Origin of the sequence: Pseudobacteroides sp. (genome assembly GCF_036567765.1) — a bacterium.
GTDB lineage: Bacteria > Bacillota > Clostridia > Acetivibrionales > DSM-2933 > Pseudobacteroides.
In genome coordinates, this window is sequence record NZ_DATCTU010000121.1 from 1 (window position 1) to 17,668 (window position 17,668).

Consider the following 17,668-nt stretch of genomic DNA (forward strand, 5'->3'; position numbering starts at 1 on the left):
TCGCTTGTTTCGAAATTACATGATATCTATAACAAACATTCTCAAGTTTTGCAATTATCATTCAATCACAATCAACTAAATATTTTAAAAAATTTTACTGTTTGGGAAGTAAACTTACAATTTTTATAAAAACTGACGATAGATAATTCATAACTTTCATCAGAATTTAGGTGCTGGATTAAGTAGTACTTAGTACAAGCCCTGTCATTTAAAATAAGTATTAAAAGTAATGACATTATATACAATAAACTATTGTATACTTATTTCGGCAATCCGAAGGTTAACTACCATTATAATGAAAGAAATATTTAAATGTCACAAGTATTGAAAGAGACTTTGGAAATTTGTGAAGATACCCAGAAGTGCAAATACCTGACATTTGCACTCGGTTCTGAAGGAATTGCAATAGCAAAAGAAAAAGGAACTCCAATTGGGCAACCTAGAGTTAAAATTTCTCATTACTTTTAAGCTATTTATAATCAATGGGAACAAGGTATCAGAGACATATTCAGATTACAGGGATCAATTAACGCCTTAGGATAATAAGAGTCTTGTTATAGAGGCAAATGGTAACCTTTCTCTAAAAAAATATTCACCAAAAAAGAATCTAAACGTGTTAAGGAATTGGAAGAGAAATTATTCCAGTACCTGCCCGAAAGAAATATCCTCAAAATACTGTGCAATACACACCATTGGACTAATCATACCTTAAGTAAGCATTCATAAGTTTGCCTGCTATCGGTGCAGAAACAGTTCCTCCCGATCCTCCGCTATACTCTACGATTACGGCTACAGCAATCCTGGGATTCTCTGCAGGAGCAAACCCTATAAACCATGCATGTTCTTTGTTGGCTCCGCTTCCTGTAAGCTCGTTTTCCGCAGTTCCGGTTTTCCCTGCTACAGTAACCCCTTTTATGGCTGCACTTTTACCTGTACCCTCCTTTACAACCCGTACCATCATGTCCTTTACCTTTTTTGCGGTATCATATGAAAAGGTATTCCCCAGCTTTACCGGTTCCCACTTTTTTATTTCCTTTCCTTCCGGGTCTACAACCCGGTTAACCAATAAAGGCTTCATCATTACACCATTATTTGCAACACTAGAGGCCAACATCGCCATATGAAGCGGTGTCACCAGCATTTTGCCCTGTCCTATGGCTACTGCTGCCATATCTGTCTTTCCCATGTTGTCATAAGGAAAAACACTCTTTTTAAAAGGAATATCAAAGGATATGCTTTTTCCTATTCCGATTTTTTGTGCCATATCCCTTATATTTTTTTCCCCAAGCTTCACACCAATCTGAGAAAACGCCACATTACTTGAAACAACAAGTGCCTTTTCCAGGTCAATTTTACCATAAGCCTTCTTATTGCTATTATCAAAGTTCTTGCCGTCAATCCTTACAGTTCCCCTGTCATCAAAGGTCAGGCCTTCCAAACCGTTCTCCAGTGCTGAAGCGGCTATAGCAACCTTAAAGGTTGAGCCAGGTGCATAGAGGCCTTGGGTAGCCCTTGGAAGAAAAGGACTGTCTTCGGAATCAACAAGCTCTTTCCACTTTTCTGTAAGGGCACGGTTATTCGGGTCGAAGCCTGGCTTACTCACCATGGCTAAAACACCTCCTGTTCTGGGGTTCATGGCCACAACAGCTCCATTTTTTGCTCCCATCAGGTCATTTGCAAGCTTTTGGAGGTTATGGTCAATGGTAAGGCACATGTTGTTGCCCACCTTTTTACCCTGCAGCAGGCTGCTGTTGATACCCATAACAGACCTTAATTCACTTATATCCAATAAATAGTTGTTATACTTTTCTTCAATAAGTGCCCTCCCGTAAACCTCCGAATTATAGCCTATGACATGGCTGTATAGACTGCCATATGGATACTTTCTTTGCCACTTGCCCTTTACATCAGTACTTTCCGCTAATATCCTGCCATTTGCATCATATATGTTTCCCCTTTTGGTATTGTCTTCTTTAAGCTGCAGCCTCCTGTTATAAGGGCTGGACTCTATCTTTTTCCCCGTAAAAAGCTGAAAATAAGTGAGGTAAACCATAAGGCTAAAGAAAATTGTGCATATAAATACCAGAATATGAATTATCTTATTATTCCTATTCATTCTCTATGTCCTCCTCTCCGGAGTAAGACTCTTTAGATAGTGCCTGTAATATCCCTAAAGCAATAAATCCAGATGTCAGGGAACTTCCTCCGTAGCTTATGAACGGGAGGGTAATCCCTGTCAGTGGTATAAACTTTATTACCCCTCCTATTATTATGAATGTCTGAAAGCCAAACATAAGTGTAATACCCATTGCAACAAGCTTTTTAAACAAATCCTTAATGTATAGGGCTATTTTAAAGCCTCTATACACAAGCAAAAAATACAGAAGAATAACGGCAATTCCCCCAAATATGCCCATTTCCTCGCAAATAGCTGAAAAAATAAAATCTGTTTTTACTTCAGGTATCAGGTGAGGGTTGCCCAATCCTATCCCCCTTCCAAAAAATCCGCCTGCCCCTATGGCAAACATGGACTGGGTTATCTGGTATCCCTTTCCTGCGGCATCAACCCATGGATTGAGCCACATATCCACCCTGATTTTTATATGATGTACAAAAAAATATCCCCCGGCTGCACCGACAGCTGCAGCACCACCATTTAATAAAAGCAGCTTTATGTCATCATCAAAGGTGTATAATATCATGAAATAGATCAAAAACAGCAAAAGTGCCGTTCCCCATTCCTTTTGCAGCACCAGAAAGCCTATAAACGAGTAAACCATTATAAAAAACGCTATCTTGCTTAGGAGCTTGCCTTTATCGATTTTGTATTTTATGTTTATATCTCTAAAACTTACAACCAACTGCTCAGAGCTTTTGAAATAGCAGGCAATGGTCAGGATAAACAGTATCTTTATAATTTCTGAGGGCTGAAAGCTGTATCCTCCGATATATATCCAGTTTCTAGATCCATTGATGCTGCTTCCGATAAGCAGGGTTATTACAAATAACAGCATGGAAGCACTATAATAGTAAAACATCAACTTATCCCGGGTCTTTATCTTTCCATATATATAGTAGCTTACAAAAAACAGAGCTATTCCCACTACAAGCCACAAAATCTGCTTAAGCCCCAATTCCTGATCCAAGCGGTAAATCATTAAAACACCAAGGCTCGCAAGCATTGATACCACTAAAAATAGATACTCATCACCCATATTTTTTTTAGCAATAAAGAAATAGGACAGGCATATAAGTCCAGTAACAACAAGTCCTTCGATCAATACCATCTTGTCATAGGGCTTTTTATAATAATACAGAAGTCCGAATGCCACAATATTGGCTAATACCAGCATATTTACAGGACGTTTCAAGCTTAGAAACTTTAGCATCATACGCCTCCTTTATTCACCGCTTACAAATAGAAAGTCCACCTGCCCAATACGGATTTTATCACCATCTTTTAAGGGTTGCCTAATGTTCTTTAAATCTTTTCCGTTGACAAAGGTACCGTTTGTGCTACCGAGATCCTCAATAAAGTACTTACCGTCCTTTATTGAAAACCTGGCATGCCTGGTAGACATATATGGATCCTTAACAGCTATTTTGTTTTTAGATGATCTTCCTATATCGACATCTTTGCCTAGCATATAGATTTCTTCCACCTTAAAATCAAAATGCTCTCTTATGTTTATGAGCTTAAGATATGGGGTATTTTTCTTAATCTGGAAGTTCTGACTACTGGCTGATTTAATATCCAGATAAATCAGGCGTATCACACCATAAATAAATAGATATATAACAGTAACAAATATATATTTCAGCAAAGAAGAAAGTATCTCAAACACTATTAAATCCCTCCCGTACTATGACTTCACCAGAAAAATACTAAATTATAATCAATCGCCTCAAAGCATCTTCAAATCTTTCATCATCCTCTTTGGTCCTTTTTCTCGGGCCTGATACCCTGCCCTTTGACCGCCTGACTTTCTGAGAGATATGCCTTTCAAATAAAAGCCTATCAATATTGTCATTGGAATATATAAGTCCATTTTGGTTTAATGCGCTTGCACCCTTGGCTAAGGCCATGGCCGCTACACCAAAGTCCTGCGTCACAACAACATCTCCCTTGGAAACCTTGTTTATAAGGGCTATATCAACCGAATCCCTGCCTTGGTCCACTGTAACTGTAGTAGAATATCCATCGTCAATTATATGACTTGTATCAATAAACATGAACACTTTTATGTTTTTTTCTCTGGCTATTTTTATGATTATACTTTTAACCGGGCATGCATCCGCATCAACCAAAATATTCATTAAACCAACTGTCCTTTCCATGCTTGAAGCACACTACATCAAATGGGTACCCCTCTTTTGTCTTTTCCATTATTATAGCGTAAAATTTCCAGAAATATAAGGTATCATAATTATATTAAAGATTATATAACATAAATATAGTCAATATGTTATTTCTGGAACCTTTTCTTGGTGTTGAGTTCTGCTCCTAATTCTGCTATTCTTACATACAGGGAACTTGCTTATTTAAAGCTTTTTGGGCCAGTACCTCCCATTTTTGTAATCAACATCAAATCTCTTGATACATAAAAAGTTTTATTAGTATTACATTTTATATATTTTCAAGTGAGGTATATTATTTTTAATTATTGGGGGTTATTATGGAAACTATTTATCCATTGCTTTTGAATTTTTCCGCATTATTTATACAATGTATGGTGCTAGGTACTTTTGTTCTGTTTTTATTCAACAAAAAGGTATTGCGGAACAGGCTTTTGACGTTTTCTTTTATCAATACTATAGCAAACATACTGCCTATACTCCTGCTGCCAAGAACATCATATTCCGAAACGATTTTTATAGCCATATATTTTGCGTCCATGATATTACTGCTTAAATTTGTTTTAGGTTTGAGACTCTTATATGCAATATTAGGAACAGTTGTGGTGTTCCTGCTTTCAGCTATTGTACAATATATTGTTATGGCGATATTAAACTTCTCTCTCCAAGGTTTTGATTTATTCGCCTGGGCAGCCTCCTCTCCACTAAATTCATTTATCATAAGGCTTTTGGGAACTTTATTGGATTTATTGGCAGTGCTTATAATATACTACTTAAAAATAAAAATTCAAATACCTCAAGATATCTACAAGAAAAGAAAAATTGCAATAATACTAAACACTTTTATTATCGCAATCATAATAATACCTGATATTCTGTTTTTTGAAACAACACTAGATAAGATTCCCGGAGAATTGATAGTGTTTAACGCTGTCTCCGTCTTTATTCTTCTTATTCTCGGCACCTATAGTTCCATCAAATTCGGGGAACTGGAAACAGCGAAAAAGGAACTGGAATTCCAAAGGCTCTACAACAAAACCCTCGATGACTTGACAGATAACCTTAGGGGATTTAAGCACGAGTTCAATAACGTTTTATCCTGTATTCAAGGTTACCTTTATGTAGATGATGTGAATGGACTTAAGACATATTTATCCCAGATACAGAACGAAGCAAGGGTAATCAACAATATGGAGCCCCTAAATTCATATGTTAAGAATAATCCTGCAATTTACGGGCTTTTACTTTCAAAGGTATCCTATGCCCAGGTAAGAAATATTAACTTTAATGTACGTGTTTTTTCAAAAATGGATCCCCGCAATGTAAAGCTTCTGGATTTTTGCAAGCTGTTAGGGATACTGCTTGACAATGCTTTAGAGGCGGCAGCCGATTCAGACAAGAAGTATGTGGAGCTTTTAGTAAAGGAAGATAATCATTCCGGCTCCATGATTATCGAGATCATCAATTCATTTTCAGGGAGTCCCGATATAGAAAAAATCTTTGATAAAGGCTTTACTACTAAAGGAGAGCACAAAGGTTTCGGATTATGGGAGCTAAATAGAATTATAAACCAAAACAGCAGCAATGCAAAGCTAACTACAAGTATTTCCGGCAGCTTATTTATTCAGAAGATTGCAATTTTTTAAATCCAAAGGAGTTTCGGGCCCTAAACTCCTTTGAACTGATTTCTTTTTAATCATTCCTTAATTAAGGATTTTGGGGCTTTTGGCTGATATGACAAAAACGGGATACTTGCATAGCATGAGATTGATGCCACAAATGTGGCCATAACTCCAATTATTACACAGACAATAAACATCAGCCTTTTCTTCATAATTTAATCACCTCCCTCCACATTGAAAATCAATATGTCTATAGAGCTCAACACTCTTCAATTTCTCCGTTACTATGCAAGCAACCAAGAAGCTTGTACCCTAAGGGTGTTAATAACAATATAAATGGAATATTTGAAAACAATATGACACTGTACAAAACCATATCCAAATCGTATACTTTAAAAGATATGGCCAGAACAGCCACAGCAACAGCCCCAGAAGCCAACTTTCTGCAATATTTTATTCTTTTGCTAATGATAGGCTTTTCAAAGGTATCACCTGGTGCATAAGCGACCATTGCTAAAATATTTATAAAGAAAATGATAATGGCAGGAATGAAAGAAGTAATAACAAGGTATTTTGCCATAAATACCGCCCCGAAAAAAGTTAAATTGGATATTACAAAGCAACTGGTTCTTGTTTTTGCATGTGCCCCACCTGCAGCAATTCTCAGAGATCCGTATACAGAGAGAGAAACCACAACAGGTTTAATAACTCCCAACAAAGCAGCCAGCATAAAGAAAAAAGCCAATAACAGAGCATTATAAATAAGAATATCCAGCCCGTATTTAAGAGTTTCTTCCTTATCGCTATCAATTCCATCCATACTTCCCTTTAAAAAATCTACAATCTTAACGCATAAGTACTCAATCATAGAAACCCCTTAAGTATTGCAATGTTATAAGATTTTTATCGGGCTCTTTTATAAAAAAATTAACATAATTGTTTCATACTCACATTATTTATAATTGATAATTGTGTTATAATGTTGAATGCAATAAATCTGATTTTATGAGGGAGATAACAATTGGGCAAAAATCTATATATAACCGAAAAACCTTCTGTAGCAGCCAGCTTTGCGGATGTTCTCGGAGTAACCGTATCAAAAAGCGATAGGGCACGGGGTTATGCCGAGTCCGCTAATGCTATTATTTCATGGTGTTTTGGTCACCTTATCACAATGGCTTTTCCAGATGCTTATGATACAAAATACAAGGAATGGAAAGTAGAGCACCTGCCCATTATACCTGAAGAATACAAATATATAGTTATTGATGACAGCGGCGTTAAAAAACAGTTTGAAACAATCAAAAGCCTTATGTTACGGGAAGACGTGGATTATATTTACTCTTGCACCGACAGCGGTCGTGAGGGTGAATACATCTACAGATTGGTAGCAGCTCAGAGCGGATGCAGCAAGCCCTCTAAAAGGGTATGGATTTCATCACATACCGATGATTCTATTAAAAAAGGGATTGATGAGGCCAAAGACCTTTCTGCATATGATTCTCTTGGCATTTCTGCCTACAACAGGGCTATAGAGGACTGGCTTTTCGGAATGAACTTCAGCAGAATTTACACATGCCAGTATGGACGTATGCTGTCAAACCTCCTGAAAGAGGGTAAGTCCTCAGTAATAGCCATAGGAAGGGTCATGACCTGTGTCCTTGGGCTGGTTGTTGACAGAGAACTTGAGATACGAAATTTCGTACCCAAGATACATTATGGGGTTGTTGCAAACTTTACATCCAAGACCAGCAATATTGAGTACAAAGGCAAGTGGCAGCCTAAAAAACCTTCCAAAAAGAAGGAGGATAAGGATACTCAGGAGGAAGAAAAGTACATCACCAAGGAAGAGGCTGAAGAGCTTATTGAAAAGCTCAAGGATCATGAAGCAGCAGTAAAAAAAGTTGACATAAAGGTTAAAAATGAGCAGCCTCCACTTCTTTTTAACCTTGCAGAGCTGCAATCAGAAGCAAACAAAAAGTTTAAGCTTCCTGTTGACAGAACCCTTGAAATAGCACAAAGCCTTTATGAGAAAAAAATGATTTCCTACCCTAGGACAGACAGCAGGGTTATTTCAACAGATGTACTGACAGAGCTGCCAAAAATACTGAACGGCCTTTTTGCAAATTCCTCATACAAGGACATTGTAAAGAGAATAAAGGATTTTGGTGAGCTTAAAGTAAATAAATCCTCAAAACGGTTTGTAGATGACAGCAAAGTTACAGATCACTATGCCATAATTCCCACATATGTCACTACTGAGTTATCAAGGCTTGATAGCGATACAAAAAACGTATACAACCTCATCGTAAAGAGGTTCCTTGCTATATTTTATCCTCCAGCGGAGTTTAATACTGTAAAAGTTGAGACTGAGATAGCAGGAGAAATTTTTACAACCACTGCCAAAACATTAAAAGAGCCTGGATGGAAAGAGGTATATGAGGTTTCAACATCAAAGGACGAAGAAGATACCAGCAGTTCACCAATACACAAGCTGGTAAAAAAAGAGCCTTGCAGCGTAAACGGGTTTGATCTGGAAGAAAAGGAAACCAAGCCGCCTCCAAGGTACACAGACGGGTCACTTATTATAACCATGGAAAAGGCTGGTAAATTCATTGAAAACGAAGAACTGAGGGAGCAGATAAAAACCTGCGGCATAGGTACATCTGCTACAAGATCGGGTATTATAAAGAAGCTAAAGGATATCAAATATATAAATATTCACCCGAAGACTCAGGTTGTAACGCCTACACTAAAGGGTGAAGCAATAGTAGAGCTGGTACGCCTGACTGCAAAAGAGCTGTTAAATCCCTCCCTTACCGCAAGCTGGGAAAAAGGTCTTGTAATGCTGGAAAACAATGAAACTACCGAGGATATTTTCCGTGAAAAGCTCCATAATTATATAACAAGGACAATTGATAAAGTAAAAAGATGTAATACCGGCAAAATTAATATTATTAATATCGTTAAGGAATACTCCAATAAATAAAAAACAGCTCCATAATCCGCAATCACGGTGGTGGAGCTGTTTTACTGCTTTTATCAATCCATGCCCTTTAGCTTGCACTTTACCTCATACTGAACCAGTTCCGTTATTCTTGGCTCTTTACCACACAATGGACAAGACTCTCTTCTGGCCCAATTTACCTCTCTGAAGCTACTGGCAAGTGCATCAAAAGTAAGAATCCTTCCTGTTACATTCTCACCTATTCCCACAACCAGCTTAATAGCCTCTAAAGCCTGCATTGAGCCGATCACACCCGTTACGGCACCCAATATTCCCATATCGCTGCAGGTTGGCAGCACTCCATCCTCAGGGGGATAAGGGTAAAGGCATCTATAGCACGGAGTCTTTCCAGGGATTATAGTCATGAGAATACCGTCAAGGGCAACGGCAGCACCCTCTATAAGGGGCTTTTTCAAGAAATAACAGCAGTCGCTTATAAGATACCTGGCTGTAAAGTTGTCTGTGGCATCAATTACAACATCATATCCAGAAATAATATCCTGTACATTATCAATATCAATTCGGGTATTATGCTTTACAATCTTTATCTCCGGGTTAAGCTTAGTTATCTTTTCCTCACTGCTGTCCGTCTTTCTTTTTCCTATATCCTCCGTAAAGTGCAATACCTGTCTGTTAAGATTGGAAATTGTAACAGTGTCAAAATCCACAATTCCGATATTTCCAACACCTGCCGCTGCAAGATACAGGAGAACCGGAGAGCCCAGACCTCCGCTCCCCGCAACAAGTATTTTAGCCCTTTTAAGCTTCTCCTGTCCCTCTAATCCGAAACCATCCAGTATAAGCTGCCGTGAATACCTGAGGGCCTTATAATTTTCAGTTGTACTGTTTGTATTAGATTTATCCATGATACATCAGCCGCCCCCGATAAATTTTACAATTTCCAGGTTGTCTCCATCCTTTAAGGTAATCTCAGTCCACTTTCCCTTATCCGGGATTTCAAAATTGTACTCTACTACAACTATTTTAGGATCAACCCCTGCCGATTCCAGATAATCCTTTATGGAAAGCGACTTTTCCAACTCTATCTTTTTACCGTTTACTGTAACAGTGTACATGAAAATCCTCCTTTATTCGAAAGTCGGTCTTTCACCGCACATAATCTTGTTCATAGTCCTCACAGCACACATTTTACCGCACATTGTGCAGGAGTCTTCGATTTCCGGGACCGATGACTCTCTATATTTCCTTGGCTTTTCTTCGTCAATAGCCAGCTTGAACATTCCTTCCCAATCCAGGTTCTTTCTAGCAACACTCATCTTATAATCATGCTCCCTTGCACCCTTTACGCCTTTGGCTATATCAGCGGCATGAGCAGCAATTTTTGCAGCAATAATTCCTTCCTTCATATCATCCAGGTCAGGCAAACGAAGATGCTCTGCAGGAGTCACATAGCAAAGGAAATCTGCACCGCTGGCAGCAGCTATTGCTCCGCCGATTGCACTTGTTATGTGGTCATAGCCGGGTGCAATATCGGTTACCAGTGGCCCTAGCACATAGAATGGAGCATTGTGGCAGAGCCTCTTCTGAAGTACCATGTTAGCCTGGATTTCGTTTATAGCCATATGCCCCGGTCCTTCAATCATAACCTGCACATCCTTGGCCCAAGCCCTCTTTGTCAATTCTCCCAAAGTGATAAGCTCCTCTACCTGACATGCATCTGTTGCATCATGTATGCTTCCCGGTCTGCAGGCATCACCAAGGCTAATTGTAACATCATATTCCCTGCACACCTCTAAAAGATCATCAAAATATTCATAGAAGGGATTTTCGTTTCCTGTAAGCTCCATCCATGCATATATCAAAGAGCCGCCCCTCGAAACAATGTTAGTAAGCCTGCCATTTGTTTTGAGCCTCTGGGCAGTTTTTCTGTTTATGCCTGCATGGATAGTCATAAAGTCCACTCCATCCTCAGCATGGACCTTTACTACATCCAAAAGCTCTTTTACCGAAATCTCTCCCAAATCCTTATCAAGATGCCCTATGACATCATACATTGGAACAGTACCTATCATTGCTTTTGACATTCCAACAAGCTTACGTCTGAAATCCCTTGTCTTCCCATAAGAGCTCAAATCCATTATAGCTTCAGCTCCCATATCTATAGCCTTTCTTGCCTTTTCAATCTCGGGTTCAAAGTCTCTGCAGTCTCTTGATATTCCGAGATTTACATTGATTTTGGTTCTTAATCCTTCTCCAACGCCTTCAGGTTCAAGGCCTGTATGATTCTTATTTGCAGGAATAGCTATCCTTCCCTCTGCAACAAGCCCTATCAATCTATTAGGGTCCATGCCCTCTTTTTCAGCTACTTTTCTAATCTGCTCGGTTAATATGCCCTTTCTTGCGGCCTCCATTTGTGTTCTATATTCCATTTCAATTTACTCCCTTCATAATTTTCCTTGCTGAAGCGATTATCTCGCCAATATCATCTGCACCAACAATCTCAGTAACAAGGGCCACACATTTGGCTCCATGCTCCGCTACCTTTCCAAGATTGTGAAGCTTTATTCCTCCTATTGCCACAAAAGGAATTTTTACATTCTCTACAGCAAAATCAAGATATTCAAATCCAACAGGATCACATACATCCTTTTTGGTAAATGTTTTGAAAATAGGGCCTACACCTATATAATCCGCCCCGCCTTCAACGGCCTTTACCGCCTGCTGGGGTGAATGAGTGGAAACGCCGATAAGCATAGAATTACCCACAAGCTGCCTGGCTGCATAAAGTGGAAGATCGTCCTGTCCTATATGTACACCATCTGCCATAACGCTCTTTGCCAGTTCGATATGATCGTTAACTATAAAAGTTGCACCTGCTGCATAAGTCATCTCCCTTATCTTGATGCACTGGCGATACTTTTCCAGCATTGTTTTATCCTTTTCCCTGTATTGTATAAGCTTTATACCCGCTTCAAGCATTCGGGAAACCACTTCGATATTGTCTCTGCCCTTGGAATGTTCTTCTGCTGTCAGGCAGTAAATATCTGTCTTAAGGCAATCTACCCTTACAAAGGGCTTTAATGCCAGTGAAAACTCCTTCTCCACTGAGTAAAGTCCATACCTTATCTTTTCATATATTCTGGAAAGCTCATCTTTTCCCATGACCTTAAGCGTCTCTTCTATGCTTCTTACAGCTTCCTGTGCCCTTTTAAAATTGGCAGCCACAAGCTCCCTTATATCATTTTTTCCGTCCACTGCCAGTTTCTCTGATACTGATGGACCTATATCAGAATCCGAATCTCTATATTGGATAATGTCAAAGGCATATCCATTCATACTTTTTCTTATGTCATGTCTCAATGCTTTAAGCTTTGAAGTCAGCTCCCTGTTATTAAGGGAAAACCTTGATATATCCTCCAATACCCTTAAACCCTCTGACGCCCTGTTGATATTGGCATCAATCAGTCTCTCAAATCCTTCCACTTATATCACCTGCCTTAATTTTTGATATCTCGACGGAACTTTTTCATATGTACTGCCAGTCCTTAAATACCGGTTGAAAGCCCTTACCATACAGCATCTGCCTTATTTCCTCAACACTCCTGTCGTCGGATATTTCAAACTGTCCGTCACCGCGTTTTTCATTATATCCTCCAACCTCTGTAACCGAACCGGCAGACATTCGGGTAAGACCAAGTCCTACAAGGTTGTCTCTAAAGGAAGCCCTTTCCCTTGTAGAAACGGTTATCCCAACATGCCTTAAAAACAGCCTAGCCGCCAGCATTATTTGTACAAAGTCCCGATCTCCCACAGGAGAAGGCACCTCAAAACTGCCTGTATGAGGACGCATCCTCGGAATGGACAGACTTATTTCAACCTCTGAGTACTTGCCTGTAAGATAATGTGCATGCAAAGCAGTGTAAAATGCCTCTGTACGCCAGTTGCCAAGACCCATTAATGCACCGATTCCAACTGATCTCATACCGCTTCTGCAGCCTCTCTCAGGAGTATCCAATCGATAACGGAAATCTTTTTTTGGTCCTGATGGATGCATCGTCTTGTAAACATCTTCATCATATACCTCCTGGTAAATGGTAAGGCCGTCAACCCCACTGTTTACCAAAAGCCTGTAGTCCTCTTCATCAAGGGGATAAACCTCCAAAGATATGGACGTAAAATATTCAGCTATAATCTTTACGCAATCTCTAATATACTCTACAGGAGAATGTTTCCTGGATTCGCCTGTAAGAAGCAGGATATGCCTTATACCCATTTCAGATATGGCCTTTGCCTCAACCCTAAGCTCTTCCATTGTAAGCTTCCTTCTGTCCAGATCATTGTGAACATTAAATCCGCAGTACAAACAATTATTCACACAGTAGTTGGCCAGATACAGGGGTGCGTACAAAACCACTGCCCTTCCGAAATGCTGAAGGGTTATACGCTGTGCCTTTCTCGCCATTTCTTCCAGAAAGTCTGAGGCAGCAGGAGATATCAGGACAAGATAGTCGTCAATCGAAAAGATTTCCTTTGAAAGCACCCTATCTACTTCTTCTCTGCTCACACTTTGTATCCTCTCAAATACAACATTTTGTTTGTATTTTTGCAAAACATCATAAAAACTCATAATAATATCACCATCTATTCCTTAAAACTTCTACTATTTTTACTGCTGTTAACCGTTTAAGAAACCGGTAAGGGGCGATGATGCTTCTGCAAAATCCTTAACCGCTCCTGTGCCTGCCAAATAAGCCATCCTTCCTGCCCTAACAGCTAACGAAAAGGCTTCCGACATGGATACGGCATCACCAGCCGAAGCGATAGCAGTGTTTACAAGCACTGCAGCTGCACCAAGCTCCATAGCCTCGGCTGCTTCGGAAGGTTTGCCTATTCCGGCATCCACTACGATAGGAAGGTCAATTTCATCTATCATAATTTTAACCAGCTCTTTTGTTTTAAGGCCTTTATTGGTGCCTATAGGGGCCCCAAGAGGCATTACTGCAGCAGCCCCCGCATCTCTCATCCTTTTTGCCATCATAAGATCAGGGCTCATATATGGTAGAACCACAAACCCTTCCTTAGCTAAAATTTCAGTTGCTTTGAGGGTTTCAAAATTATCAGGCAGCAAGTACTTAGTATCGGATATTACCTCAATCTTTATCCAGTTTCCACAACCCATTGCCTTTGCAAGGCGTGCAATTCTCACAGCTTCCTCTGCATTCCTTGCCCCTGATGTATTTGGCATCAGAACACATTCCTTCGGGATAAAATTCAGCATGTTTTCATCCTTTGATTCCAAATCAACACGCCTTACGGCAACAGTAACAACCTGTGCTCCCGACTTATCTACAATTTTGGGTATAAGTGCATTTGATGAATATTTACCAGACCCGATAAATAATCTGCTTCTTAGTTCTATTCCCCCAATTACCAGAGTATCCTTTGACATTTCTCCATCCTCCTTTATAAAACTTATATGCTCCCCAAATCATAATTTCCTGGACGTAACAAAATCACGAAGGGATTTTGCAACCTTGATCGTTGTCGTGAGAAATTGTGGTGTAGCATACACCATAATTTCCTAGACATAACAAAAGCTTACCCGTAAGGGTAAGCTCTATGATCTAAATAAATGTTGCGATCGCTTCCCTACGACGGAATTATCCGTATCAGGTTCATAGGGTTGAAACAAAAGTTTCTCTCAGCTTGGAAATGATTAATAACAGCTTACGCTAATCAATCCCTAAAAAGCACCCCTAGCATATATAATATTATGTTTTATTATATTTTTATTTTCAAGCAATTATAACACATTATTAATGTCACTGCAATAATTCTCTAACAATTGTAACCATTATTATAACCATTAATTATTACTATAGCCATTATCCCCATCTGTATGTCCAAAAACATTTGACGCATTCACTATTGCTTCAGGAATTCGTTCTGCAGGTACAGGCCTTCCAAATAAATAGCCCTGAACATTGTCACACTTGCAGCCCTTGAGGTAGTCCAGCTGACTTTTGGTTTCTACACCCTCTGCCACTACCTCTATATTGAGCTTATGAACCAAAGATACAATTGAACCCGTTATTTCCTTTTCTATCGTATCATTATCCACATCCTTTATAAAACTTTTATCTATTTTAAGAGTATTTAGAGGCAGGTTCTTGAGGTAATTTAGAGAAGAATAACCTGTTCCGAAATCATCCATGGACACCCTCACTCCCATATCCCTAAGCCCTTCCAAAATAAAGCATATCTTTTCAAAGGAATCAATAAGGATGCTTTCGGTTATTTCCAATTCTAGATGAGAAGGGTCAAAACCAGTCTCATCTAGGATCTTTTTTACCATTTCTGAAAAGTCATTTTGTTTAAACTGAACAGATGATACATTTACACAAATAAACATATCAGGGTGGTAATTCATGTTCAGCATCACACCTTGCCTGCATGCGTTCTCAAGGACCCATTCGCCGATCGATACAATGAGGCCGGTTTCTTCTGCTATTGGTATAAACTCTGAGGGTTCAATAATACCCAGGTCCTTATCAAACCACCTAATAAGTGCTTCAATTGCCCTGATTTTGCCGGTAGCCAAATCTACCTGAGGCTGATAATTGAGGGTGAATTTCTGTTCCCTCAGAGCTGTTCTCAGCTTCCTCTCAATAAGATGCTTTCTTATCATCGTTTCCTTCATGTCAAGACTAAAAAACTGTGTATTGTTTTTCCCCAGGGCTTTGGCTTTGTACATAGCCGTATCAGCATTCCTTAAGACTTCCATTATATTCTTTCCGTCATTAGGATACATGGCAATCCCAATGCTTATGCTTATATTTACGGTGTGAATATACAACTCAAAAGGCTGAACCACGGCTTCCCTGAGGCGTTCACAAAATTCAAAAGCCTCCTCCTGCTCACTTATGTTCTGCAGCAGTATGGCAAACTCGTCTCCTCCAAGTCTTGCTAATGTTTCATAGTTCCTGACACTCTGTGCAAGACGCTTTGCTATTATTTTAAGAAGCAAATCCCCTACATCATGGCCCATACTGTCGTTAATTTCCTTAAAATTGTCTACATCCAGTAAAACAACTGCAACATTCCTTTGATTTCTTTCTGCAAGGCCTGCAGCTATTGAAAGCCTGTCCATAAATAGTGCCCTGTTGGGAAGACCTGTCAAAGAATCGTGAAATGCCATATATTCAATATATGCCTGCTGTTCCTTTAACTCACTGATATCGGAAATAGCACCGGCTACCATATACATTTTACCGGCTTCATCAAACAATGCCTTACCGATTGCCCTTACCCACTTATAAATGCCATCCTTTGTCTTTATCCTGCATTCACACTGAAATTTATCAATCCTGTTGTTAATATGATTCATGTATGCTTCATAGGTCCTGTCCAGATCATCCGGGTGTATGATACCATTCCATAAATTCAGATTCCCTATCTCGTCTGTTTCATAACCTGTTATTTCGTACCATTTACCTGAAAAAGCCTTTTTATTGCCGATTATATCATAATACCATATGCCATCTGTCGTTGCATCAGATATTAGCTTGTATATTTCTTCATTCATTTTTAACGTCGTTATATCACTAAAAATTGCAATAAAGTAACCTTTAGCAGGAGAATAGGCATTTACAGAATACCACCTGTTGAAAGCTTCTGAATAATGCTCTTTAACCTGGGCCTTTCCGTCCATGGCAACCCTACCGAAAAAATCTATCCAATTGGCAGTGTCTTTATCAATTTGAGGAACAATTTGCCTGATTGTTTTTCCTATAACCATCTCCCTTGAGAGACCTGTAAATTTTTCAAAGGCAAGGTTTACATCAATATATTCGTAATCAACCGGCCTGTCGCAATCGTCCAAAATAACTCTGTGATATGCAAAGGCATTACTCATATTTTCTATTACCATCTGGCAGAACCTATCCGTAAACTCCATTTTTATACCACCTTTACCTCTAACCTTATTAGTTATGCTCAGCCAATATCTACGATTAGTATATATTCTACACGTTTTTGGAATCTCCTCCATTTATTCTTTATATACCTCATATTCAATAGAACTCACAAAATAATTTCCAAGTCATATAAAAAAGTAATTTTATTTGATAACAGTTCACATTATCAAACAAAATTACTTTTAACAGTTATATCAAAGAATTTCCAAGTCATAGACATAAATTAAATGTCGATTTGAACTACCTTATTCATTGCAATAGATTGACCTACATCTATAACACGTTGATTTTCCGAACCCCTGTAGCTAAGCATAAGGTTTCTTTTGTTCTCCTCGTATTTGCCATCGACAATAACATCGGAATTCTCAAAAAGCTCATCCCATCCTGATCTCTGATGCCTGTACTTTAATATGTGCTCGTAGGAATACCCTGTATATGTCATCACACTGTAGCCACAGTCTCTGGCTTTTCTGGCAAGCTGTGCAAAGCCTTCAGCCTGCTCAAAGGGCTCTCCTCCGCTTAAGGTTATGCCATCTAAAAGCGGATTTTTTCTCATTTCATTTATTATGGCATCAACATCTACTAGACTTCCTCCGTCAAATGAATGGGTGTGGGGGTTATGGCACCCCCTGCAGTTATGTCTGCATCCCTGAGAAAAAATCACATACCTTATGCCCGGACCGTCAACAATGGACTCTTTTACAACTCCGGCTATTCTGATAAATACACTCATTTCTCGTACCTCC

Annotated in this window: 17 protein-coding genes and 1 riboswitch; of the genes, 3 read left to right on the forward strand and 14 right to left on the reverse strand. The window is 39.2% G+C overall.

What is annotated here, in order from left to right:
• Window positions 1-312: 312 nt before the first annotated feature.
• A complete protein-coding gene (locus tag VIO64_RS19905; RefSeq protein ID WP_331921494.1) occupies window positions 313-468 on the forward strand; it encodes a hypothetical protein in 156 nt (51 codons plus the stop codon).
• Between the two features lie 229 nt (window positions 469-697).
• On the opposite strand, the gene VIO64_RS19910 is transcribed toward VIO64_RS19905, so the two are convergent.
• Genes VIO64_RS19910 through VIO64_RS19925 form a run of 4 tightly spaced genes read right to left on the reverse strand, consistent with a single transcriptional unit; the run spans window position 698 to window position 4,317 of the window.
• Window positions 698-2,116, reverse strand: a complete 1,419-nt coding sequence (locus VIO64_RS19910) for a peptidoglycan D,D-transpeptidase FtsI family protein (protein WP_331921495.1) — start codon at window positions 2,114-2,116, stop codon at window positions 698-700.
• Window positions 2,109-3,389, reverse strand: coding sequence for an FtsW/RodA/SpoVE family cell cycle protein (locus VIO64_RS19915; protein WP_331921496.1), 1,281 nt, complete (start codon window positions 3,387-3,389; stop codon window positions 2,109-2,111). Before VIO64_RS19915 ends, VIO64_RS19910 begins: the two co-directional genes overlap by 8 nt.
• Window positions 3,390-3,401: 12 nt before the next feature.
• A complete protein-coding gene (locus VIO64_RS19920) occupies window positions 3,402-3,845 on the reverse strand; it encodes an FHA domain-containing protein (RefSeq protein WP_331921497.1) in 444 nt (147 codons plus the stop codon).
• 40 nt (window positions 3,846-3,885) lie between these two features.
• Entirely contained in the window at window positions 3,886-4,317 is a 432-nt protein-coding gene (locus tag VIO64_RS19925) for a YaiI/YqxD family protein (RefSeq protein ID WP_331921603.1), read from the reverse strand.
• 359 nt (window positions 4,318-4,676) lie between these two features.
• On the opposite strand from VIO64_RS19925, the gene VIO64_RS19930 reads away from it, so the two are divergent.
• Complete coding sequence (locus VIO64_RS19930; RefSeq protein ID WP_331921498.1) at window positions 4,677-6,002, forward strand: sensor histidine kinase; 1,326 nt, start codon at window positions 4,677-4,679, stop codon at window positions 6,000-6,002.
• Between the two features lie 50 nt (window positions 6,003-6,052).
• Here VIO64_RS19930 and VIO64_RS19935 read toward each other — a convergent pair whose 3' ends face one another.
• Entirely contained in the window at window positions 6,053-6,190 is a 138-nt protein-coding gene (locus tag VIO64_RS19935; protein ID WP_331921499.1) for an AgrD family cyclic lactone autoinducer peptide, read from the reverse strand.
• A gap of 47 nt (window positions 6,191-6,237) precedes the next feature.
• Window positions 6,238-6,846, reverse strand: a complete 609-nt coding sequence (locus tag VIO64_RS19940; RefSeq protein ID WP_331921500.1) for an accessory gene regulator B family protein — start codon at window positions 6,844-6,846, stop codon at window positions 6,238-6,240.
• Window positions 6,847-6,999: 153 nt separating this feature from the next.
• Here VIO64_RS19940 and VIO64_RS19945 point away from each other — a divergent pair, with 153 nt between their 5' ends.
• Window positions 7,000-8,967, forward strand: a complete 1,968-nt coding sequence (locus tag VIO64_RS19945; RefSeq protein WP_331921501.1) for a DNA topoisomerase 3 — start codon at window positions 7,000-7,002, stop codon at window positions 8,965-8,967.
• Window positions 8,968-9,020: 53 nt separating this feature from the next.
• Here the strand turns inward: VIO64_RS19945 and VIO64_RS19950 are convergent, their stop codons facing one another.
• The 8 genes from VIO64_RS19950 to nrdG form a co-directional block, all read right to left on the reverse strand.
• Complete coding sequence (locus VIO64_RS19950; RefSeq protein ID WP_331921502.1) at window positions 9,021-9,851, reverse strand: HesA/MoeB/ThiF family protein; 831 nt, start codon at window positions 9,849-9,851, stop codon at window positions 9,021-9,023.
• Window positions 9,852-9,857: 6 nt separating this feature from the next.
• Window positions 9,858-10,061: a sulfur carrier protein ThiS gene (gene thiS, locus VIO64_RS19955; protein WP_331921503.1), complete on the reverse strand. Its 204-nt coding sequence runs from the start codon at window positions 10,059-10,061 to the stop codon at window positions 9,858-9,860.
• Window positions 10,062-10,073: 12 nt separating this feature from the next.
• Window positions 10,074-11,375 (reverse strand): phosphomethylpyrimidine synthase ThiC, encoded by a 1,302-nt coding sequence (gene thiC / locus VIO64_RS19960; protein WP_331921504.1) that lies wholly within the window; start codon window positions 11,373-11,375, stop codon window positions 10,074-10,076.
• Window position 11,376: 1 nt separating this feature from the next.
• Window positions 11,377-12,429: a thiamine phosphate synthase gene (gene thiE / locus VIO64_RS19965; protein WP_331921505.1), complete on the reverse strand. Its 1,053-nt coding sequence runs from the start codon at window positions 12,427-12,429 to the stop codon at window positions 11,377-11,379.
• 43 nt (window positions 12,430-12,472) lie between these two features.
• A complete protein-coding gene (gene thiH, locus VIO64_RS19970) occupies window positions 12,473-13,573 on the reverse strand; it encodes a 2-iminoacetate synthase ThiH (RefSeq protein ID WP_331921506.1) in 1,101 nt (366 codons plus the stop codon).
• Between the two features lie 48 nt (window positions 13,574-13,621).
• On the reverse strand, window positions 13,622-14,395 hold the full coding sequence (locus tag VIO64_RS19975) for a thiazole synthase (RefSeq protein ID WP_331921507.1): 774 nt from the start codon (window positions 14,393-14,395) through the stop codon (window positions 13,622-13,624).
• A gap of 180 nt (window positions 14,396-14,575) precedes the next feature.
• Window positions 14,576-14,714: riboswitch (TPP riboswitch) on the reverse strand.
• 98 nt (window positions 14,715-14,812) lie between these two features.
• Window positions 14,813-16,903 carry a sensor domain-containing protein gene (locus VIO64_RS19980; protein WP_331921508.1) on the reverse strand — a complete coding sequence of 697 codons (2,091 nt, stop codon included), beginning with the start codon at window positions 16,901-16,903 and terminating at the stop codon, window positions 14,813-14,815.
• A 242-nt stretch (window positions 16,904-17,145) separates the two neighbouring features.
• On the reverse strand, window positions 17,146-17,655 hold the full coding sequence (nrdG, locus tag VIO64_RS19985; protein WP_331921509.1) for an anaerobic ribonucleoside-triphosphate reductase activating protein: 510 nt from the start codon (window positions 17,653-17,655) through the stop codon (window positions 17,146-17,148).
• Window positions 17,656-17,668: the final 13 nt, after the last annotated feature.